Source organism: Hymenobacter terrigena, from assembly GCF_054776515.1.
Window position 1 is genome coordinate 173,537 of the sequence record NZ_BAAHBU010000002.1, and the last position, 21,948, is coordinate 195,484.

Sequence of the window (21,948 nt, forward strand, 5' to 3'; positions counted from 1 at the left end):
CGTTCTTTTTACTTATCCCTTCCGTTACCTTTGCCGGATATGGCTGCCCCAACCACTTCCCATTCCCGCAAGAAAAAGCTCGGCTCCTACCCCACTTTGCTCGTGGTGTTCAGCATTACGCTGGCTCTGGTGGTGATTGGCCTGTTTGGCCTGCTGCTGGTGCACGCCCAAAAGCTGAGCGAAGTGGTGCGCGAAAACCTGGAGGTGCAAGTATACCTCGACCGCGACTTGCCCGAAACGGAACTGCTGCGCCTGCAACAGGACCTGGGCCAGCAGCCCTTCGTGGCCGAGCGCAACGGCAAACCCCAAATCCGTTTTGTGAGCAAGGAAGAAGGGGCCCGCCAGCTGCTGCAAAGCACCGGCGAAGACTTTCGTCAGTTCCTCGGCGACAACCCGCTGCGCGATGCCTACGTGCTCAAAATCAAGCCCGAATTCACCGATACTACCCACCTGGGCCAGCTCAACCGCAGCATTTCGGCCCAGCGCGGCGTGTTTGAGGTGCAGTATCCGCAGGATTTGTTCGCCAGCATCAACAACAACCTTACGCGGGTGAGCCTTGTGCTGCTGGGCTTTGCGGCGGTGCTGGTGCTGGTGGTGGTCATTCTGATTAACAATACGATTAAGCTGGCCCTGTTCTCGCAACGCTTTCTCATCCGGTCCATGCAACTGGTGGGCGCGACGCGGCTCTTTATTCAGCAGCCATTTTTGCGGCGCGCTACGTGGCAGGGCCTCGCCAGCGGCCTGCTGGCGGCCCTGATTCTGGTGGCGCTGCTGCAATACGCTTACCTCGAAGTAGAGCCGCTGCGCCTGCTGCGCGACGACCTGCGCCTCGGCTTGCTGCTGCTCGGCGTCATCGTGCTGGGCGTAGTGATTGGCTTTTTCAGCTCGGCCCGCGCCGTGCACAAGTACCTCAAAATGTCGCTCGACGACTTGTATTAATATTCCGAAACACTAGGCTGACCGAAGTTGAAGCCTGATGTTTCATTGAAAACGAATAATCGAAATCCCTATGCAACCCACCAAACCCGCCTTCCGCTTCGCCTTTGGCCCCCGCAACTACCGCCTGATGTGGGCGGGCCTGGCCCTGCTGGCCGCCGGCTTCATCACCATGATGTTTGGCGACAAGGCCAACTACGGCGAAGACTTCGTGGGCATCACGCTCGGGCCGCTGCTGCTCATTGCCGGGTTTATCGTGGAGTTCGCAGCCATCATGGTGCGCGATAAGTCGCTGGTTGCCGCTCCCGATGCCCATGTGGTAACGCCAGCTTTCACCACCGAGGTGCCCGTTGCCAGCAACGCTCCTGCTGCCGCACCGGCTTACAAGCGCCCTTATTAGCCCTAGCAGTGAGCTATTTGCCAATTTTGAATCGGCAAATAGCTTAACACCAACGGCTCACCGAAAACCGACTACCTGTTAAATGACCTATTGGCACGCGCTACTCCTCGCCATCGTGGAGGGCATTACCGAGTTTCTGCCCGTTTCCAGCACCGGGCACATGATTATTGCCTCGGCCCTGCTGGGCATTCCGCCCACGCCGTTTTTCAAGCTCTATCTGGTAGTCATTCAGCTGGGCGCGATTCTGTCGGTGTTTGTAGTGTACTACAAGCGCTTTTTCCAGAGCATTGACTTCTACCTGAAGCTGTTAGTGGCCTTCCTGCCCATTGTGCTGGTGGGGCTGCTGTTCAAAAAACACATCGACGCCCTGCTCGAATCGGTGACGACCGTGGCCGTGATGCTCGTCATTGGCGGCGTGGTGCTGCTGTTCATCGACCGCTGGTTTCCGCAGGAAGACCCGCAGGAAGGCGGCCACCCCGTTACCAATCCCAGCTTTAAGGAAGCCCTGATTATCGGTCTGTTCCAGTGCCTGGCCGTGGTGCCGGGCACCAGTCGCTCGGCTGCTACCATCATCGGCGGCCTCACCCAGAAGCTCACGCGCCGCGCGGCGGCGGAATTCGCCTTTTTCTTGGCCATGCCCACCATGGCGGCCGCGGCCGTGAAAGACATTTACGATTACTACAAGGATGCCAAGGCACAGGGCGTGGACATGGCGCACCTGTTCACGGGCGAGCAGCTGAAGCAGCTGGCGCTGGGCAACGCGGTGGCATTCGTGGTGGCGTTGCTGGCCATCCGGCTGTTTGTTGGGTTTGTGGCCAAATACGGCTTCCGGGCTTTTGGTATTTACCGCATCGTTGCGGGCGGTATTTTGTTGATTATGTTGGCGTTGAAACTGCCCTTAAATCTGGTATAATGACGAAGACCCTGGCCGATTTCGACTTTGAAACGGGGGAAGTGCTGCTCCTGGACAAGCCCCTGACGTGGACTTCCTTCGACGTGGTGCGCAAGGTGAAGAACACGCTGCGCATTAAGAAAATCGGCCACGCCGGCACACTCGACCCATTGGCTACGGGTCTGCTCATCCTCTGCACGGGCAAGAAAACCAAGGAAATCGACCAGATTCAGGCCCAGGAAAAAGAATACACCGGCACCTTCCGCCTCGGCGAAACCACCCCGAGCTTCGACCTGGAAACGGCCGTGGACATGGCCCGCCCCTACGCCCACCTTACCGATGAGCAGATTACGGCCGCCACGGCCCAGTTCACCGGCCAAATCCAGCAAACGCCGCCCATTTTCTCGGCCGTGAAAATCGACGGCAAGCGGGCCTACGAGCTGGCCCGCACCGGCCAGGAAGCTGAAATCAAGTCCAAAACGGTCGAAATCAAAACCTTTGAGCTCACACGTATTGCGCTGCCCGAAGTTGATTTTCGCGTGGTTTGCTCCAAGGGCACCTACATCCGCAGCCTGGCCCGCGACCTGGGTGTGGCTCTGGGCTGCGGCGCGCACCTCACGCGGCTGGTGCGTACCCGCATCGGCGATTTTCGGGTGGAAAATGCTTTTACGCTCGATGCCATCGAGGCCCTGCGCCCGCCGCGGCCCGAGGGCGAAGCGCCTGCACGCCCCCGCCACGAACGCCCGCACACCGCTCCTAACCGTGCTGGATTGCAATATTTTGCCGCACTTCAGGCCGATGCCTTGGCGGCCAAGCAACACCAGGCGCACGAGGAAGCGCCCGAAGCCAGCCCGGAGTAGCCACGCTGGATTATCGCGTAGCTGCGGCGTCTCAGGCCTGTGCCCGCTACCTTCGTGGCGGTTTTTATCCCTTCAAATACGCTTCTCCGGCGCCTTATGCACGTCATCCGCGACCCGGCCCAGTTTCCTTTTCTTGGTAATGCCGTTGTGACCAGTGGCACCTTTGATGGGGTGCACGTGGGGCACCAGCGCATTCTGGCGCGGCTGCGCGAAGTGGCGCAGGCCAGCGGCGCGCCGTCGGTGGTGATTACCTACTGGCCGCACCCGCGCCTGGTGCTAGGGCCGCCTCCCTCCCACCCCGAACTACTGGATTTGCAGCTGCTGAACACGCTGGATGAGCGCATTGCCAAGCTGGCCGAGCGGGGCGTTGACTACCTGCTCATTGTGCCCTTCACCAAGGAGTTCGCGCAGTGGACTTCAGAAGAATACATTCAGAACCTGCTGCTGAAAACTGTGGGGGCCAAGCAATTGGTCATCGGCTACGACCACCGCTTTGGCAAAAACCGCGAAGGCGGGTTCGACTATCTTAGTCAAAATGCCGACCGCTACGGCCTGACCGTGGAGGAAATCCCCCGCGAAGACGTGGACGCCGTGGGCGTGAGCAGCACCCGCATCCGGCAGGCGCTGCGACAGGGCGACATCGCTACCGCCAATCGCTACCTGGGCTACCACTACCCGCTCACGGGCTTGGTGGAGCACGGGCAGAAACTCGGCCGCACCATCGGTTATCCGACGGCTAATCTGACCGTTCAGGAACCGTTGAAGCTGGTGCCAGCCCGGGGTATTTACGCGGTGTGGGCCGTCACGGCGGCAGGCACGCGGCACCAGGCCATGCTCAGCATTGGGGTGCGGCCCACAATTGGCACTGATTTGGCCCAGACGATTGAGGTGAACTTACTTGATTTCAACGGCGATTTATACGACCAGCTGCTGACGCTGGAGTTTGTGGCCTGGCTGCGGGCCGAAGAAAAATACGACGGCTTGGACGCGCTAACGGCTCAACTGGCGTTGGATGCGCAGAACACACGGGCCGCGCTGGCTTAGCCGGCCGCCAATATTTTACCTTATTATTTCATAATGAGATATTTGCAATTATTGCTGATTTGCTGCCTGCTGGGAACGTGGAGCGCGGCACAGGCGCAGGGCAAGCTGACTGGCGTGGTACTGGATTCGGTAACGCACGAGCCACTGGCGTTTTCCAGCGTTTTCCTGGCCAATACCACGCTGGGCGTGACGACGACGGAGCAAGGTAAATTTGAGTTCCCCAAGGTGCCGGCCGGTACTTACGATGTAGTGGGCTCCTACGTGGGCTACCGCCTCGCCAAGCAGTCGGTGACCATGAGTGCGGCGGCCCAGCAGATTACCTTGCAGCTGGCCCCCACCGGCAACCAGCTGGGCGAAGTGGTGGTGAAACCGGAGCCCAATAAGCCCGAAGAGTATGAGAAATTCTCAAAATTGTTTCTGGGCGGCAGCACGTTTTCGGCGCAGTGCCACATCAGCAACCCCGATGATGTACGCGTATTTTTCGACGACTCGACCAAAACCTTGACCGCACAGGCCAAGGAGTTTGTGCAGATTGACAACGAGGCACTGGGGTACCGCCTGAAATACTACGGGCTGTATTTCGCGGCCAACGACGAGGACGGCTCGATTTCCTATTACGGCCAGCCGGTTTTTGAGGAACTGAAGCCGCGCGATGAGCGCCAGCGCAAGCAGTGGATGGCCAACCGCCTCACGGCTTACACCGGCTCGTTTATGCACTTTCTGCGCAGCGTGTACAACAACCGCGTGCAGGCCGAGGGCTTTCTGACCCAGCAAATCATTGTGGGCCCGAACCCACGCTTCGAGCGCGCCGACGAGAAGCGCCGCATCCTGCTGGCCAGCCGGCCCGACAACAAATTCACCGCCGCCGAGCAGGACTCGCTGGATAGATGGGAGGACATGGCCCCGGTTATTGCTACCCTCAACCAGGCTCCGCTGCCCATTGACAGCATCCGGCGGGTGGGGCCGAATGGGAAACGCACGTTCCTGCGTTTCACGGGCGAGCTGCAAGTGGCGCACTTCGGCGAGGCGCCCGACCCCCTGTACAAGCGGCCGATGTCGCCGCTGGGCTACCCCAAAATTCCGTATCCGGCCAAGCGGCAGGTGTCGCGCCTGAAGCTGCAGGGCCGCGAGGCCGCCATTCAGGCCAACGGCTCGCTCCTGAACCCGCTCGACGTGTACAACGGCGAATACTGGGGCTTTGAGAAAATCGGAGAGTTTCTGCCGTTCGACTACATGCCGCCCACGGCATCTACGGCGTCGCCTCGCCAGTAAAATAAGGCCTGATTTCAGCGTCATCTTACCTCTGGTCCGCCCGAATGCGCTTCTTCACGGTGCTTTTGCTGTTGCTGGCGCTGCTGGTGCGGCCCAGTGGAGTGCAAGCGCAGGGCCGGCTGAGCGGCGTGGTGCTGGATTCAGTGACGCACCAGCCGCTGGCTTTTGCCAGTGTGTTTCTGGCGAACACCACGCTGGGCGTGACGACCACTGAGCAGGGCCAGTTCAATTTCCCGAGCGTGCCCGCTGGGAATTATGACTTGGTGGGCTCCTACGTGGGCTACCGGCTGGCCAAACAGCCCGTAACAGTAAGTACCAACGCGCAGCAGCTCACGCTGCAGTTGCCCCCCACGGCCAACCGCCTCGGTGAAGTGGTGGTGCGCCCCAACCCGAACCGCGCCAGCGACTACCAGAAATTCACGGAGTTGTTTCTGGGCCGCACCACGTTTTCGCGCCAGTGCCGCATTCGCAATCCTGATGATGTGCTGGTCGATTTCGACCCCGAAACCAACGAGCTGACGGCCACGGCCATCAACTTCGTGCAAGTTGATAATCAGGCTCTCGGCTACCGCATCAAATACTACGGGCTGCGCTTCAACACCAACTTCACGCAGCACGTCATCAGCTTCTACGGCCAGCCCGTATTTGAGGAAATGACCGCCCGCAACGCCCGCCAGCAGCGCCGCTGGGAAGCCAACCGTAGGGCGGCCTACTACGGCTCGCTCACGCATTTTCTGCGGAGCGTGCGCACCGGCCGGGTGGCCGAGGAAGGCTTCACGGCCCAGCGCCTACGCATCGTGCCCAACCCGCGCTTTGTTCGGGCCGACAGCCTGCGCCGCCAATTAGTGCGCGAGCACCTGAATTCGGCCTTTACGCGCGCCGAGCAGGATTCCATCGGGCGATGGGCAAAGGTGCCCCAGGCATTTTCGCTACTCTACACGAAGGTGCTGCCCGTGGATAGCCTGCGCCGCGTGGCGGCCGGTGGCGAGCCGGTGTTCCTGCGCTTCCGCGACAACTTGCAGGTGAGCTACTTGCGCGAAGCGCCTGACCCGCTGTACCAAATACGCCCCGCCCTGCCCACCACTGCGCCTTACCCGCCCGCCGACCGGCAGGTGTCGCAACTCGTGCTGATGCAGCGTGAAATCGAGATTCAACCCAACGGCCAATTGACGAACCCGCTGGCCGTATTTACCGACGAATACTGGGGGTTCGAAAAAATGGGTGAATTTTTACCCGTGAATTACCTACCGCCGGCTTCGGCCGCCGCCTCCCAAACCCACCCATGATTGACAAAACCGTTCCCAACGTACAAGCCGCCCTGCAAGGCCTCGCCGATGGCATGACCCTGATGCTCGGCGGCTTCGGCCTGTGCGGCATCCCCGAAAACTCGATTCAGGAAATCCTGCGCCTTGGTGTGAAAAACCTCACCTGCATCTCGAACAACGCGGGCGTTGATGACTTCGGCATCGGCCTCTTGCTCCAAACCAAGCAGGTGCGCAAGATGATTTCCAGCTACGTCGGCGAAAATGCTGAGTTTGAGCGCCAGCTGCTGAGCGGCGAGCTGGAAGTGGAATTGATTCCGCAGGGCACCCTGGCCGAGCGCTGCCGGGCGGGCGGCGCGGGCATCCCGGCCTTCTTCACCCCGGCTGGCTACGGCACCGAGGTAGGCGAAGGCAAGGAAAGCCGCGAGTTCAACGGCAAAATGTATTTGCTGGAAACGGCTTTGCACGCCGATTTTGCCTTCGTGAAAGCCTGGAAAGGCGACACGGCCGGCAACCTCGTCTACAAAGGGACGGCCCGCAACTTCAACCCGATGATGGCCACGGCCGGCAAAATCACGGTGGCCGAAGTAGAAGAGCTGGTGCCCGCCGGCGAGCTTGACCCTAACCAGATTCATACGCCGGGCATTTTCGTGCAGCGCATCTATCAGGGCGAGAAGTACGAAAAGCGCATTGAGCAGCGCACGGTGCGGGCATAATGCCTCCATCGCGCCAGGCTTATTTTTTCTGATTTGCCCATGAAAAGGTCCACCCTTGTCCTGCTGTTATTGCTGAGTAGCCCCGGCGCGTTTGCTCAGGTGGCGGCTCCGGCCCGCAAGGCGGCGCGCCCGAAAGCGGCGCCAGCCCCAGCAGTAGCGCCACCTACCATCGCCCCGGCCGAGGCCCGGCGTATTGATGAGCTGCTGACTCAGTACACGGCTGACGTGGGCACGCGCGGCGCGTACGGCCCGTTATCGTTGCCGACTGCCGCTGGCTCAATCCGCCGATACGACAAGCACGTGCCCGGTGCTCTGGCGCTGGTGCTGCGCGACGGCAAGGTGGTGTACCGCAAGTCCTTTGGTGTAGACAACATGTTCACCCAAAGCCCATTGCGCACCGATGCCATTTTCCGCATCGCCTCCCAGACCAAGGCCCTGACCAGCGTCGGGCTGATGCTGCTGTACGACGAAGGAAAATTCCAGCTCGATGACCCCATTTCGAAGTACCTGCCGGCCTTTGCCAACGCCCAGGTGCTAGCCACCTTCAACCCGAAGGATTCGACCTACACCACGGTGCCGGCCAACGGCCCGGTTACCATCCGGCAGCTGTTTACGCACACTTCGGGCATCAGCTACCCGGTGATTGGCAGCAAAGAAGCCACGGCGATTTATGCCAAAGCGGGCATTCCAAGCGGCATTGGTACGCCCTCGGGCACGTTGGCTACCTCAATGGATGCGCTGGGCAAGCTGCCGCTGATGCACCAGCCGGGCGAACGGTTCACCTACGGGCTGAGCGTGGACGTGCTGGGCCGACTGATTGAGGTGCTCTCGGGCCAGTCGCTGGACCAGTTTCTGCGCACGCGCCTGTTTCAGCCGCTGGGCATGAAAGACACTTATTTCTACCTGCCCGCCGACAAGCAAGCGCGCCTGGCGCTGCTGTATACCGAAAATGCTGCCAAGCAAAGCGTAGAAATGGAGCCGCAGGGGCGCATGATACCCAACTACCCGAAGGCCAAGGGCACGTACTTTTCGGGCGGAGCCGGCCTATCGTCAACCATCGACGACTACGCCCGGTTTCTGCAAATGATGCTGAACGGCGGCTCTTACAACGGCCGCCAGCTGCTCAAGCCCGCCACCGTCGCCCTCATTACCCAGAACCAGATGGGGGCCGTGAGCCAGGGCGGCAACAAGTTCGGCCTGGGCTTCAGCATCACCACGCCCGAGAACGCCCGGGTGCCGGGGCTGTCGGCCGGCTCGTACGAGTGGGGTGGCATCTTTGGCACCACGTACTGGGTCGACCCGCAACAGAAGCTGGTGGGCCTGATTTACACCCAGAAATACCCCAATAGCACCAGCCGTGACTTGGCTGGCAAGTTCAAAACGGCCGTGTACGAGTCGTTTGTGCCCGACCAAAAATTAGCCCCGGCTCCAGTTTCTTCGGGCACCAAGTAACTTTTTCATACTCCTTCTAAACTCCCACCCACAAAATCCGCGGACTCTGTTTAATTCGATAAGTCTACGGTTCAGATAATTATGTTAGACAAACACGGTATCGCCCGGCGCATCGCCCAGGAAGTGAAAGACGGCTCCTACGTCAACCTCGGCATCGGCATTCCTACGCTGGTGGCCAACTATATCCCGGCGGGCATCAACGTCGAGCTGCAATCCGAAAACGGCCTGCTCGGCATGGGCCCCTTCCCCACCGAAGACCAGGTCGACCCCGACCTCATCAACGCCGGCAAGCAAACCGTGACCACCCTGCCCGGCTCCAGCATCTTTTCCTCGGCCGATTCGTTCGGCATGATTCGCGGCGAGCACGTCGACCTCACCATCCTCGGCGCAATGGAAGTTTCCGAGCGCGGCGACATTGCCAACTGGAAAATCCCCGGCAAGATGGTGAAAGGCATGGGCGGCGCGATGGATTTGGTGGCTTCGGCCAAGAACATCATCGTGGCCATGCAGCACGTGGCCCGCGACGGCTCTTCTAAGCTATTATCTGACTGCACTTTGCCAATCACCGGCCTGCGTTGCGTGAAGAAAATCGTGACCGAATTAGCCGTCATCGACGTGACGCCCGATGGCTTCGTGCTGCGTGAGCGCGCCCCCGGCGTGAGCGTAGAGCAGATTGTGGCTGCCACGGCTGGCAAGTTGGTGGTGCCCAAGGGCGAGGTGCCCGAAATGATGCTTTAGTATCCTGAAAATAAGGCAGCAGGCGTATCTTCGTCACCACCCTTTATTGTTGAATCTATGCGCCAACTCTTACCCCTGCTGCTCCTTACTGCCCTGCCCGTGCTGGCCCAGGCCCAGGTTTCGCCAATAATCGACCGGACCGATATGCCGTCCACCACGACCACCGTCGACAGCCTGCGGCTGAGCGTGGCCAGCCCGGTGCTGCCCAGCACCGTGCCGCCCCTGAGCCGGCGTGGGGCCAACCAGACCTGGAACTACAGCACCCTCACGCCAGCTTCGCAACGGGTCGAATCCTTTGTGCCAGTAACGGCTACCTCGCTCACGTACGCCTTCGTATTTGGGCCGTTGGGCGGGGCCAACCGGGCTACTGTGGCTTCGCCCCAAGCCCTGCCTATCCCCATAGCGCTGCCCATTCCTATAACCGATTCTTATCAGTTCTACGCCACTTCAGCGGCAACAGCGGCCCAGCAGGATTTCCGCTCTGTGGGCTTTGGAGCCTCGCTCAATGGCACGGCCATCCCGGCAACGTATGCCAGCGCAGCCCAGCAGGACGTGATTTATCGCTTTCCGCTGAGTTTCGCCAGCCTGCCCGATTCCAGCAATTCCTTTTTCTCAACCCCAGCGGCCGTTGCCACAGCGGGCTACCTCAGCCAGAAGCGTAAGCGCGTAAACAAGCCCGATGCTTGGGGTACACTTGTCACGCCCTTCGGCACGTTCCAGACGGTGCGAGTGGTAACTAAACTTATCGACCACGACAGCGCGGCCATCGGCGGCATGCCCGGTCAGGGGTTCGATATTCCGTTGACCCGCGAGTATAAATGGCTGGCCAAAACCCAGCACGTGCCGCTGCTCACCATCACCACGCGCATGGTAGGCGGCACGGAAACCGTGACCGGCGTGGAATACCGCGACATTTACCGCCGCATCATCCGCACCGCCAACCGCGACGCGGCCACCGACGCTGTGCTCACCGCTTCCCCCAACCCCTCGGCCATCGGCACGCCGCTGCTGCTGACGGTGCCGGCCGGTAGCGGGCCGCTCACCGTTTCGGCCACCGATTTGGTGGGGCGGCGGCTTTTCAGCCGGCATTTCAACACGCCGGCTGAGGTGCTTACACTCGGGGCCGAAACGTTTGGCAACTTCCGGGGCGTGGCGCTACTCACCGTGGCCACGGCCCGCGGCACGGCCACGCGACGCGTGGTGCGGGAGTAAACAGTCGGCGGCCTTAAGACGCAGAAAGCGGCCCAGCCTTTCGGGGCTGGGCCGCTTTGTTAGAGGTATTCGGCGTGTGTTATTTGGCCGCCAGCTTGCCGGTGTATATCGACACGTTTTTGTTGTCCAATACATCGATGGTGGCTTCGCTCATGCTGTTTTTGGCGCCGTAGGCGTCCGTGTACTCGCAGCCGGCAGGAAAGAATTCGGCGTGCCAGCCGGTTTTGGCCAGCGGGCCGGTCAGCCAGGTAATCTGGCGCTTGGCAGTGTCGTAGCGGTAGGTTCCGGGTTGGTTGTCCTGGGTATAGGTGGTAGCTGATTTGATAGTTAAATCGGGGTAAGCCATGAACATGCCGCGCATGGAAGTGTGGCCGCAGGCGTAGCGGCCCAGCGCCACAGGCTGCTGGCAGGGCGCCGTGCTGGTGCCCGCGGGCCCGGTCTTGGGGCTTGCGGCTGCCAGGGGGGCTCGCTTCGTGGGGTGGCTTTGGCTCACGGCGCCGGTTGCCGCGCCAACCACGGCGCTTCCTATCAACAATAGGGTAATCAGTGCTCTCATGCTGTGCAGAATAAAAAAGGTGAACTTTGCCCGAAAATTAGCGTGTTAAGGCATATTGCCCTCATTCGTTCTTCTGTTTTTTCTTAACCTGACTATATCATGGCTCAATCTGCCAACGGCAAAACCGCTCCCGGCGGTGCTCACGCCAAAAAAGTGGGCAAGCCCACCCCGCCCGTAGCCGCTGAGCGCCTCACGCCCACTGCCGTGCCGGCCCACAAGCTCGTGCTGCGCACGCTGCGCCGCTCCGATTTTAAGGCCATCAAGGACATCATGGACCAGGTGTATTCCAACATGGAAGGCGCGTGGTCGGCCGACGAGTTCAGCGCCCTCATCCGCAAGTTTCCGGAGGGCCAGATTGGCATTGAGGACAACGGCCGGCTGGTGGCCGCTGCCCTGGCCATCATCGTGGACTACGACAAGTACGGCGACAAGCACACTTACGCCAAAATCACCGGCAACGGCAAGTTCGACACCCACGACGACGACGGCGACACCCTTTACGGCGTCGACGTATTTGTGGACCCCGAATACCGCAGCCTGCGCCTGGGCCGCCGCCTCTACGACGCTCGCAAGGAGCTGTGCGAAAACCTGAACCTGCGCGCCATGGTGGCCGGCGGCCGCATCCCCGGCTACGCCACCTACGCCAACGAGATGACGCCCGCCAAGTACGTGGAAAAGGTGCGCAATAAGGAGCTCACCGACCCCATTCTCACCTTCCAGCTCTCGAACGATTTTTATGTGCGTAAAATCATTCGTGGCTACTTGCCTTACGACTCGGAATCAAAGGCTTACGCCACGCTGCTGGAGTGGATTAACGTGTACTACGAGGAGACCGAAAAGCTCATCGGTAACCAGAAATCCAACGTCCGCATCGGCATTGTGCAGTGGCAGATGCGTGCTACCCGCTCGCTGGAAGACCTGTTGCAGCAAATTGAGTTTTTCGTGGACACGGTGAGTGGCTACAAGTCTGACTGCGTGGTGTTTCCGGAGTTCTTCAACGCGCCACTCATGGCGCTCACCAACGAGGATTCGCCGGCGGTAGCCATTCGGGCCATGGCGGCTTTCACCGAGCCCATCAAGGCCAAGATGATGGAACTGGCCGTGAGCTACAACATCAACATCGTGGCCGGCTCGATGCCCGTGTACGAGAACGAGAAGCTGCACAACGTGGCCTTCCTTTGCCGGCGCGACGGCACCGTGGACGAGCAGTACAAGCTGCACGTGACGCCCGACGAGGCCAGCTACTGGGGCATGCGCGGTGGCGACAAGTTGAAGTGCTTCGATACGGATTTTGGCAAAATCGGCATTCTGGTGTGCTACGACGTGGAATTCCCCGAACTCTCCCGCATGCTGAGCGACGAAGGGATGAAAATCCTGTTCGTGCCTTTCTGGACCGATACCAAGAACGCCTACCAGCGCGTGCGCCTCTGCGCGCAGGCCCGTGCCATCGAGAACGAGTGCTACGTGGCCATCACCGGCTCGGTGGGCAACCTGCCGCGCGTCGAAAACATGGATATTCAGTATTCGCAGTCGGCTGTGTTCAGCCCTTCGGATTTCGCTTTCCCGCACGATGCCATCGTAGCCGAAGCTACCCCGAACACGGAGATGACCCTCATCGCCGACCTCGACCTTGACTTGCTCAAAGACCTGAACACCAGCGGCGCCGTGCGCAACCTGCGCGACCGGCGCAAGGACCTGTACTCGGTGAGCTGGGTGAAGAAGACCGAGCGCGACGATGAGCTGCTGGCCCAGGGCGAGGAGCGTCGACCGACCACCGGCTCGCGCCGCAAGGCCATCGCGGCAGGATAGGCTTTAGCATTTGGCTCCTTGAAGAAAAGGCGGCAGTCATAGGAATGACTGCCGCCTTTTTTAGTTGCCGGCTAATAACTTATAGTACACCGCCGTAGCGTGCGGCTGCCCGTCGAAGTTGATGAAGTACGCCGGGATTGCGCCCACGAATACGTAACCCATTGACTGATAGAGTTGCTCGGCAATGTCGCCGTGGCGAGTGTCGAGTACCAGCGTGGTGCGGCCCAGTGTGCGCGCGTGGTCTTCCAAGGCCAGGAGCAGCCGCCGGGCCAGGCCCTGGCGGCGCGCCCGCCGGTGCACCAGCAGCTTCGATACTTCGGCGCGCAGCAGGGAGTTGGGGCGGGTGGCCAGGTCGAGCTGCACGGTGGCGAGGAGGTCATCGGTGCCGGATTGGCGGGCCACCAGCAGCACGCGGTGCCCTTCCTCCACGGCTTCGATGACGCTCTGCCAGTAATCCTGAGCCTCGGCGGCAGGCAGCGGCGGCAGAAAACCAACGGAAGCGCCGGAATCGACGGCGTCGTGCAGCAACTCGTGGAGCTGGGGTATTAGTGCCCGGGCTTCGGCCGGACTGAGGGAGGTAATGAGCGGGGTCATAAGGGGCGCAAGAAAACTATTGGGCCGGAAATAATAGACGGACAAAAGGGCAACTCCTGTGGCAGGATGGGCTTTTGTATGTAAACTGCGCATTCGTTTGCCTTACTGCTCTTCTCACCAACTTCCTTAAAATACTTATGCGCGCTTTCATCACCGGAGCCAACCGGGGCCTGGGCCTCGAACTTACCCGCCAGTACCTCGAGCGCGGCGACCAGGTATTTGCCGCCAGCCGGCAGCCCGCCCAGGCCGCCGAGTTGCAATCCCTGAAGCAACAATACGCCGACCGCCTCGTGCTGCTGCCCCTCGACGTGACCGATGCCGCTTCCATCGCGGCAGCCGTGCAAACCGTGCTGGCCAACACCGACGGACTCGACGTGCTCATCAACAACGCCGGGGTGTACCCGCACGCGGGCTCCGGCGACGCCCACCAGCGCCTGGGCCAGCTCACCCACGACGATGCGATGGAAACCATGCAGGTGAATGCCATCGGGCCGCTGCTGGTGTCGCAGGCGCTGCTGCCGCTGCTGCGCGCCGGGCGCAAGGGGCGCATCCTCAGCATCTCGTCGGGCCAGGGCTCGCTGACCTGGAAAGCCACCGGCGACCCCTACCACTACAGCGCCAGCAAGGCCGCCCTGAACATGTACATGCGCAGCCTGGCCGCCGAAATCGGCCACATGGGCCTGATTTCGGTGTTGGTGGACCCGGGCTGGATGCGCACCGAGATGGGCGGCGACCACGCCACCCAGGAACCGGCCGACTCGGCCCGTGGCATCATCCGCCTGGCCGAGCAGCTGCACGCCGAGGAAAACGGCAGCTTCGTGACCTGGCAGGGCCAGCCTGTGCCATGGTAGCCAGCAGAGATGCTGGCCAGGTCCTACCCTAGCCAGTCGTTCCAGATTAAAGCCGCAAGGCGCCCACTGAAGGGGCCCGTCCAGTTGAGTAATCAACGGGCGGGCCCCTTCCTTTTCATTCCGACGCTGCCCACCGACAAATGGGGCACCAGTAATGATACCTTTTATCAAATAAATGAGTCGTTAAATATTTACGATACCAATTTTTACAAGTTATGCGACCAATTATTATGCAAAATCCATTGAATTTGCATCTGCAATAAGAACAATATGCACTAATCAGAAATTCGCAACTATATTCGGCAATTCAGTTACTCAGTTTCCACCAACCAATCACTCACATGAGAAAAACCTTACTCTTATTTCTGTTCATGGTTTTGGGCCTCGCGGCGCACAACCTAAAGGCCCAGGACCGGACCATCTCCGGCACGGTCGCAGGGGCGGATGGGGCGTCCATCCCGGGCGTGACCGTGCTCGTGAAAGGCACCAAACTGGGTACTTCCACCGATGCGGACGGCAAGTTTTCCCTGGCAGCCCCCGCTACCGCTACTGCGCTGGTATTTTCCTACGTGGGCTACGCCACCCAGGAAGTCGCTATTGGCAATCGAACCTCCTTCAACATCAGCCTGGTGACCGACACCAAGAGCCTCGAAGAGGTGGTGGTGGTGGGCTACGGCACTCAGAGCCGGCGCGACCTGACGGGCAACGTGGCCACCGTTAGCGGCAAAGAAATTGCGACTTCGCCAGTTCAGAGCTTCGACCAGGCCTTGCAGGGCCGGGCGCCGGGCGTGAACATTACCACGCCCAACGGCGTGCTGAACAACCCGCCGGTTATCCGCATCCGGGGCGTAAACTCCATCAACCTGAGCTCGACGCCGCTGATTGTGATTGACGGCATTCCGACGTTCACGGGCAACACGTCGGCCCTGGGCAGCGTGCCGAACAACCCGCTCAGCAACCTCAACCCGGCCGACATCGAGAGCATGGAAGTGCTGAAGGATGCCTCGGCCACGGCCATCTACGGGTCGCGGGCGGCCGGCGGGGTCATCCTCGTCACCACCAAAAAGGGCAAGAAGGGCCAGAGCCACGTGTCGTACGACACCTGGGCCGGCTGGTCGAAGCCCGTGCGGCTGTACGACGTGCTGAACGCCCAACAGTACGTGGACGTGAAAAACGAAGCGGTGCGCAACCTGAACGCCAACCGGCGCGCCATAGGCGCGGCGGCCACCAACGTGGAAGGCTTTAAGCTGGCCGATGCCAACGGCAACGCGGCCGACACCCGCTGGTACGACTACATCTACCGCACGGGCTTTTCGCAGTCGCACAACCTGAACTTCTCAGGCGGCACGGACAAAACCAGCTTCTATTCGTCGGTGGGCTACACCACCCAGAAGGGCATGATTGTGAACAACGAGTTCAAGCGCATTTCGGCGCGGCTAAACGTGGACCACAAGGTGTTCAAGAACTTTACGGTGGGCATGCGCGTGGCGTATTCTAACACGATGAACTCCTCGCCGAACACGGGTTCGGTGGGCGACAACTCCTTTGGCTCGGCGGGCCTGGGCCGGGTGCCCATCCTGCTGCCGCCCAACCTGGCCGCCTACAACCCCGACGGCAGCCCCAACGTGAGCGGCACCAGCATCGGGCCCGGCCCCAACCTGAATCCGGCCAACGGCCAGCCCTTCGTGATTGGCTTCATCAACCCGGTGGTCGACATCAAAAACAACCGCTTCACCTCCGATGGTGCCCAGATTGAAGGCAGCGTGTACGCCGACTGGGAACTGCTCAAAGGGCTGAACCTGCGCACGACTTACGGCGTCAACAACCTTAGCTTCGAGGACAAAGCTTTCTACACCTCGCTGCCCGGCTCGCTCACCCCCACCGGCGAAGCCGACAACTACTACCGCACCAACAAGCGCTGGAACTGGCAGAACACCCTGCAGTACGACCATACCTTTGGCGAGAATCACAACGTGTCGCTGCTGGTAGGCAACGAGCAGCAGAACACCGACGTGCAGCGCTGGGGCGCCTCGCGCACCGGAGTGGCCGACGACTTTTTCACCACCTTCCAGGGCAACTACACCAACATTGCGTCGTCGGGCCAGTTTCAGGGCACGAACTACCTGGTGTCGTTCTTCGGGCGCGTGAACTATAATTACGCCCACAAGTACCTGGCCACCGTGAACGTGCGCCGCGACGGCTATTCGGCCTTTGCCAAGAAGTACGGCAACTTCTACGGCACCTCGCTGGGCTACGTGGTGTCGGAAGAAGGCTTCTGGAAAAACTCGTCGTTTGGCTCGGTCTTCTCCACCCTCAAGCTCACGGGCAGCTACGGCGTGGTGGGCAACAACCAAGGCATCGACGATTTCACGGCGCTCAATACCTACGGCTCGGGCCTGTACGCCAGCAGCCCTACGCTGTTTTTCAATAACGCCGGCAACTCTAATCTGACCTGGGAAACGAGCAAGAAAACCGACGTGGGGCTCTCGTTTGGCTTTTTGCAGGACCGCCTGCGCGGCAATTTCGCTTACTACGAAAACCTAGTCGATGGCCTGATTCTGAACGTGCCCCAGCCCCCATCAAAGGGCATTCCCAACGGCTCGACCGGCCCCGGCTCCACAACCGGCAACATCCTTCCGGCCAACGTGGGCTCGATGCGCAACACCGGCGTCGAGATGGATTTGTCGTACAACGTTTTCCAGGACAAAGCTTTCAGCTGGACCGTGAGTGCCAACGTGACGACCCTCAAAAACCGGGTGCTGGCGCTGGCCTACGAAGGCCAGCCGCCCATTAGCACGTCCACCGGCGGCCTCGAATTCGCCAACTATACCCAAGTAGGCCACTCGGTGGGCGAAATTCTAGCCGTGCAATCCCTGGGGGTGAACCCCGACAACGGCCAGCGCATGATTCGGAAAGCCGATGGCACCGTGGTGCAGTACAACCACCAGGGCACTACCGGTGTGGGCTCGACCGGCTGGACCACGCTGGATGGCAAGAACACCACGGCTCCCACGCAGCTCGCCGACGGCGTGTACTACGGCCCGGTGCTGCCCACCTGGTACGGCGGCTTCGACAACACCTTCCGCTATAAAGGCATCGATTTGGGCTTGTTCGTGCAGTTTTCGGGCGGCAACTACATCTACAACGGCACCAAATCGGGCTTGCACGACCAGCGGTTCTGGAACAACGAAGTGGACATTCTTGACCATTGGACCGATAGCAACCATAATGCCAAGTGGCCCCGGGTGGTGTACGGCGACAACGTTTCCAACGGCTCGGCCCTGGTGATGTCGTCGAACGTGGAAAAAGGCGATTTCGCCCGTCTGCGGCAGGTATCGCTGGGCTACTCGTTTGACCAAACGCTGCTGAGCCGCCTCAACGTGGCCAGTGCCCGCCTCTACGTGCAGGTGCAAAATGCTTTGCTGTTCACCAAATACTCGGGCATCGACCCGGAGATTTCGACCAACGGCACAAGCGGCGTCAACACCGGCGCCAACACCGGCGCCGGCGTCGACCGCAACTCAGTGGGCCAGGCCCGGACCTACACCGTGGGCTTCAACATTGGCTTCTAACTTGTCTTTATTCCGATGAAAGTATTTCTTAAAACGAAAGCAACCGCTGCCCTGTGCGCAGCCCTGCTCGCGGCCGGCGCGTTCTCGTCCTGCCAAACCGATAAGCTCTCCCCGGTTCCCGTCACCTTGTTCTCGGATAAGGTAGTGTTTGATACCCCCGCTCGGGTCGAGCTGCAGGCCAATGGCATGTACAGCTACGTGAAAACCGGGATTTTCCTGGGGGGACGCTTCCAGATTTTTAACGATATCCGGGCCGAGGACTTCCTTAACCGCGCCTCTAACCTGGTGACTGGCACGGCCGTGTGGAACCACACGCTCTACGAAGGCTCGCCGAACGACGTCATCAACACTTGGGGTGCGGGCTACGCCGCCATCAACCAAATCAACGTGTTTCTGGCCGGCCTCGACGCCAATGCAGCGAAGTTTGTGGCTCCAATCTTCCCCGCGGATTACGCCAACAAAGTCAAGAACTACCGCGGCGAGGCTCAACTGCTGCGCGCGCTGTGCTACTACTCGCTGCTGCAGCTGTATGCCCGGCCCTACGCCGACGGCAACGGCAGCAAGCCGGGGCTGCCCCTGCGCCTGCGGGCCGAAAGCGACGACACTGGCAATGACCTGGCTCGCAGCTCGGTGGCCGAGGTGTACACCCAGATTCTGACCGACCTGGACGCCGCCGAGGCCAACCTGCCACTAACGAATGCGAACGCGACGCTCAACGTGACGCGAGCCCACCGCAACACGGCCATCGCGCTCAAAACCCGGGTGTACCTGAGCATGGGCCGTTACACCGACGTGATTCGGGAAGCCAATAAAATAGTGCCCACCGCAGCTCCCTTCGTAGCGCCCACTGGAGTGCCCAACGCCCTGAACGCCTCGATAGCCGCTGTATTTACCGGCACCGAGGAAACGCCGGAAAGTATTCTGTCTTCTCCCTTCACCACGGCGGATGGGCCGGGCACCCAAAACCAACTGGCCTACTACTTCTTGCCGCCGGGCTCTGCCAACGGCGGCAACGGCGAATACGGCCTGAACACCGCGGCTGGCGGCATCCTGGCCAGCCCCGCTTTTGCCGCTACCGATGCGCGCCGCACCAATTTTGTGCAGGTAGTGAGCGGAGAGTCTTTTCTGAAGAAGTATTCCGCGGGCACTAACTCCAGCACGCCGTACGTCGACAAGGCCCCGATTATTCGCTACGCCGAGGTAATGCTCAACCTGGCCGAAGCCCGGGTGCGCTCCACCAACAGCGTCGACGCGCAAGCACTGGTGCTGCTCAACGCCGTGCGGACCCGCTCGAACCCCGCCGGGGCCTACACCACTTTTGCCTCGGCTGCCGATATGCTGACCGCCATGCTGCTGGAACGGCGCATCGAGTTTTTGGGCGAAGGCCTGCGCAACATCGACCTCATGCGCCTCAACGCCCCCATTCCGGGCAAGGGCTCGGTGTCGGCTGTGAACCCCAGCGACGTCCTGTACGTGTGGCCCATCCCCTCTACGGAGCTGGCTACCAACAAGCTCATGACCCGCAACTAAGTTGCGTTTGCTAGCCGTCGTGCCGTAGCTGGTTCGGTTTCCATGCTACCTGGCGGCTCTCTTTCTGCCCTCCACTGCCCGCCTGCCGGGCAGTGGAGGGCTTTTTGTTTGGGATGAGGCGGGAAACTGGAAACAGCGGCCTGAAGAGCCAACTAACTGAATTAAAACGCCATTAAAGTCAATCTGCTTTGGCGAAGGGTACGTAGTTGATTTAGATATCCTTCATCAATACTTCACAAACGCTTTCACTAATGAAACCCCTTTCTACTCCCGCCCGGCTGGCGACAGCGGCGGCGCTGCTACTAGTAACGTCCGCATCAGCCCAGGCCCAGACGGCTTACGGCCTGCAAACTTCCGCTACCGCCACCAGCCTCGTCACGTTTCAGGTGACGGCCCCGGGCACGTACACGGCCACCACGGCCATCACCGGCCTGGGCACGGGCCAAACGCTGGTGGGCCTGGATAGCCGGCCCAACACCGGCCAGCTGTTTGCCATGGGCTACAATGCGGCCACCACGCAAGTGCAGCTCTACACCGTGAACGTGACCACCGGCGCGCTTACCGCCGTCGGCGCGCTCCTCACCCTGAACCTGGGCACCAACACCGCCCGCATTGGCTTCGATTTTAACCCGACCGTGGACCGCATTCGGGTGACGGGCAGCAACAACGCCAACTTCCGCCTGAACCCTAACAACGGCGCCCTGGCCGCTACTGATACGAACCTGGCCTACGCCACCACCGACCCCAACGCCGCCCAGACGCCCGGCATCGGAGCCGTGGCCTACACCAACAGCTACATCGGCGCTTCGGCCACCACGCTCTACAACGTGGACGAAGCCAACGCCCGCCTGACTACCCAGAACCCACCCAACAACGGTACCTTGAACACGGTGGGCGCACTCGGCTTTGCAAACTTCGGCAACTCCGACCTCGATATCTACTTCAATGCCAGCACGGGTACGAATGTGGGCTACCTCACGGCGCTACCTAACGTGACGCCGGGCACTACTAACAGTAGCCTCTACACCGTGAATCTAACCACGGGTGCTACCACGCTGGTGGGGCCCGTGGGCGGCAACCTCACGCCGCCGGTCACGGACATTGCCCTGCAAATAACGCGCACGGTGCCCGCTACGGTAACCGGCAACCTCGCCTACGCCCTGTCGGGCACCAACCTGCTAACGTTTGATACGGCGCTGCCCGGCACCATTCGCACCTCGCTGGGCATCACGGGTGTGGCCGCTACTCAAACCCTGGTGGGCCTCGATGTACGGCCCTTCACCAATACGCTCTTCGCCCTGGGCTACGACGCGTCCCTGGCCGCGCCCGGGCTGAATGCGCAGGTATATTCGATAAGTGCCGTGACGGGCGTGGCTACGGCTGTGGGCTCGGCCATTCGCTTGGAATTGGGTACCGGCAAAGTCGGCTTTGATTTCAACCCGACGGTGGACCGCATCCGCGTAACTTCCTCTAACCGCGCCAACTACCGCCTGAACCCCATCGATGGCACCATTGCCGCCACCGATACCCAGCTGGCCTACGCCACCGGCGATGTCAACGCCGCCGCTACGCCCAACATCGGAGCCGCGGCCTATACCAACAGCGTGCCCGGCCCCGTCGCCACCGCCACCACCCTTTACAACTACGACCTGAGCCTGAACATCCTCACCACGCAGAACCCGCCGAATGCCGGCACCCTGAACACGGTAGGGGCCTCCGGCATCACGGCCAACGCCACGGCTTCCAGCCTGGACCTGGATATCTATTCCCCAGTAGCCGGCACCAACACCGCCTACCTGGTGGCTAATCCCGGCACTACGGCCAACACGAATCTTTACACCGTGAACCTGACCACGGGCGCGACCACGCTGGTGGGCACCATCGGCAACGGCCTGGCAGCCCGCGACATCGCCGTGGCCGGCCCGGCCGGCGTGAACACCGCCGTGCGCGACCGCGCCGATTTGGCCACCGGCGTGAGCCTGTACCCCAACCCCACCAACGGTCGCACGGCCCTGTCCTTCACCCTGGCCCGCACCGCCCGCGTCGAGCTGAATGTGGTTGATGCCCTCGGCCGCCGCGTGGCTACCGTGACTTCGGCCGCACTGCCGGCCGGGCTGCAGGAGCTGCGCTGGGAAGCCGGCGCGGCCAAGCCCGGCCTGTACCTGGTGCGCCTCGTGGTAGACGGCCAGCCCGCCGCCACTCGCCAGGTAATGGTAGAATAGGCCTGTTCAACGGCTTGCCTACTATCACAG

General features: G+C 61.0%; 18 protein-coding genes. 16 read left to right on the forward strand and 2 right to left on the reverse strand.

The window, feature by feature from the left end:
* The first annotated feature begins 39 nt into the window (after positions 1-39).
* From ACYU7Q_RS07705 to ACYU7Q_RS07755, 11 genes are all read left to right on the forward strand, one after another.
* Positions 40-939: a cell division protein FtsX gene (locus tag ACYU7Q_RS07705; protein ID WP_342296532.1), complete on the forward strand. Its 900-nt coding sequence runs from the start codon at positions 40-42 to the stop codon at positions 937-939.
* A 70-nt stretch (positions 940-1,009) separates the two neighbouring features.
* Positions 1,010-1,336, forward strand: coding sequence for a DUF3098 domain-containing protein (locus tag ACYU7Q_RS07710; protein WP_460608865.1), 327 nt, complete (start codon positions 1,010-1,012; stop codon positions 1,334-1,336).
* A gap of 82 nt (positions 1,337-1,418) precedes the next feature.
* A complete protein-coding gene (locus ACYU7Q_RS07715) occupies positions 1,419-2,249 on the forward strand; it encodes an undecaprenyl-diphosphate phosphatase (protein WP_460608866.1) in 831 nt (276 codons plus the stop codon).
* Positions 2,249-3,088, forward strand: coding sequence for a tRNA pseudouridine synthase B (gene truB / locus ACYU7Q_RS07720; RefSeq protein WP_460608867.1), 840 nt, complete (start codon positions 2,249-2,251; stop codon positions 3,086-3,088). The genes ACYU7Q_RS07715 and truB overlap by 1 nt, the downstream gene beginning before the upstream one ends.
* Before the next feature lie 96 nt (positions 3,089-3,184).
* Positions 3,185-4,132 (forward strand): bifunctional riboflavin kinase/FMN adenylyltransferase, encoded by a 948-nt coding sequence (locus tag ACYU7Q_RS07725; protein ID WP_460608868.1) that lies wholly within the window; start codon positions 3,185-3,187, stop codon positions 4,130-4,132.
* Between the two features lie 33 nt (positions 4,133-4,165).
* A complete protein-coding gene (locus ACYU7Q_RS07730) occupies positions 4,166-5,404 on the forward strand; it encodes a carboxypeptidase-like regulatory domain-containing protein (RefSeq protein ID WP_460608869.1) in 1,239 nt (412 codons plus the stop codon).
* A 44-nt stretch (positions 5,405-5,448) separates the two neighbouring features.
* Positions 5,449-6,690 carry a carboxypeptidase-like regulatory domain-containing protein gene (locus tag ACYU7Q_RS07735; RefSeq protein WP_460608870.1) on the forward strand — a complete coding sequence of 414 codons (1,242 nt, stop codon included), beginning with the start codon at positions 5,449-5,451 and terminating at the stop codon, positions 6,688-6,690.
* The gene (locus tag ACYU7Q_RS07740) at positions 6,687-7,382 is read left to right on the forward strand and encodes a CoA transferase subunit A (RefSeq protein ID WP_460608871.1); all 696 of its coding nucleotides are present in this window, start codon (positions 6,687-6,689) and stop codon (positions 7,380-7,382) included. Before ACYU7Q_RS07735 ends, ACYU7Q_RS07740 begins: the two co-directional genes overlap by 4 nt.
* 39 nt (positions 7,383-7,421) lie before the next feature.
* Complete coding sequence (locus ACYU7Q_RS07745; protein ID WP_460608872.1) at positions 7,422-8,834, forward strand: serine hydrolase domain-containing protein; 1,413 nt, start codon at positions 7,422-7,424, stop codon at positions 8,832-8,834.
* 81 nt (positions 8,835-8,915) lie between these two features.
* On the forward strand, positions 8,916-9,572 hold the full coding sequence (locus ACYU7Q_RS07750; protein ID WP_460608873.1) for a sugar phosphate isomerase family: 657 nt from the start codon (positions 8,916-8,918) through the stop codon (positions 9,570-9,572).
* 57 nt (positions 9,573-9,629) lie between these two features.
* Positions 9,630-10,784: a hypothetical protein gene (locus ACYU7Q_RS07755; RefSeq protein ID WP_460608874.1), complete on the forward strand. Its 1,155-nt coding sequence runs from the start codon at positions 9,630-9,632 to the stop codon at positions 10,782-10,784.
* Between the two features lie 79 nt (positions 10,785-10,863).
* Here the strand turns inward: ACYU7Q_RS07755 and ACYU7Q_RS07760 are convergent, their stop codons facing one another.
* Complete coding sequence (locus ACYU7Q_RS07760) at positions 10,864-11,340, reverse strand: hypothetical protein (protein ID WP_460608875.1); 477 nt, start codon at positions 11,338-11,340, stop codon at positions 10,864-10,866.
* Positions 11,341-11,439: 99 nt separating this feature from the next.
* Between ACYU7Q_RS07760 and ACYU7Q_RS07765 the strand changes: the two genes are divergently transcribed.
* Positions 11,440-13,149 (forward strand): GNAT family N-acetyltransferase, encoded by a 1,710-nt coding sequence (locus ACYU7Q_RS07765; RefSeq protein WP_460608876.1) that lies wholly within the window; start codon positions 11,440-11,442, stop codon positions 13,147-13,149.
* A 60-nt stretch (positions 13,150-13,209) separates the two neighbouring features.
* Here the strand turns inward: ACYU7Q_RS07765 and ACYU7Q_RS07770 are convergent, their stop codons facing one another.
* The gene (locus tag ACYU7Q_RS07770) at positions 13,210-13,743 is read right to left on the reverse strand and encodes a GNAT family N-acetyltransferase (protein ID WP_460608877.1); all 534 of its coding nucleotides are present in this window, start codon (positions 13,741-13,743) and stop codon (positions 13,210-13,212) included.
* A 137-nt stretch (positions 13,744-13,880) separates the two neighbouring features.
* On the opposite strand from ACYU7Q_RS07770, the gene ACYU7Q_RS07775 reads away from it, so the two are divergent.
* The 4 genes from ACYU7Q_RS07775 (at position 13,881) to ACYU7Q_RS07790 (ending at position 21,918) form a co-directional block, all read left to right on the forward strand.
* Complete coding sequence (locus tag ACYU7Q_RS07775) at positions 13,881-14,594, forward strand: SDR family oxidoreductase (protein ID WP_460608878.1); 714 nt, start codon at positions 13,881-13,883, stop codon at positions 14,592-14,594.
* Positions 14,595-14,935: 341 nt separating this feature from the next.
* Positions 14,936-18,166 (forward strand): SusC/RagA family TonB-linked outer membrane protein, encoded by a 3,231-nt coding sequence (locus ACYU7Q_RS07780; protein WP_460608879.1) that lies wholly within the window; start codon positions 14,936-14,938, stop codon positions 18,164-18,166.
* 15 nt (positions 18,167-18,181) lie between these two features.
* Positions 18,182-19,696: a RagB/SusD family nutrient uptake outer membrane protein gene (locus ACYU7Q_RS07785; RefSeq protein WP_460608880.1), complete on the forward strand. Its 1,515-nt coding sequence runs from the start codon at positions 18,182-18,184 to the stop codon at positions 19,694-19,696.
* A gap of 251 nt (positions 19,697-19,947) precedes the next feature.
* The gene (locus tag ACYU7Q_RS07790) at positions 19,948-21,918 is read left to right on the forward strand and encodes a DUF4394 domain-containing protein (protein ID WP_460608881.1); all 1,971 of its coding nucleotides are present in this window, start codon (positions 19,948-19,950) and stop codon (positions 21,916-21,918) included.
* The last annotated feature ends 30 nt before the right edge of the window (positions 21,919-21,948 follow it).